This is a genomic window from Enterobacter sp. KB-280D8, from assembly GCF_041399405.1.
GTDB lineage: Bacteria > Pseudomonadota > Gammaproteobacteria > Enterobacterales > Enterobacteriaceae > Enterobacter > Enterobacter cloacae_N.
Genome location: NZ_JBGKEC010000037.1, coordinates 1 through 358, shown reverse-complemented (window position 1 = coordinate 358; position 358 = coordinate 1). Strand labels below are relative to the sequence as shown.

Below are 358 nucleotides of genomic sequence, written 5' to 3'. Positions count from 1 at the left end.
CGCGTAGTTAATCGAATAGCCGACCAGATCCCCGTCGTCCTCCTGCTTGAAAAGCGAAGGCCATTTCAGACGCAGACGAACCGCTGATAGCTGCGTATTGGTGAACGTGCGCGTCCAGGCTGTAGCGCTTGTTACTTCGGTGCCCACGCTGATTTCATTTTCGGTACCGGGAATACCCTGAATGTAATTTTGCGCCTGTGTTCCCGCACGAAACTCCCACGTCACACCGCTGAAGTTTTGGGAGCCGTCGCCGTTCTCAAGCGCCGTTCCGTCCAGGTAGATATCTTTGCCGGTTAGCTGCCCTGCAAATTCCCCTTCCCCAAGCGCAACCAGAATTTTAGCCTTCGCTACAGATTGC

General features: G+C 54.5%; 1 pseudogene. It reads right to left on the bottom strand.

Features of this window, described 5'->3' with window-relative positions:
- Positions 1–358 (bottom strand): annotated as a pseudogene (locus tag AB8818_RS22905) (host specificity protein); the annotation flags it as partial.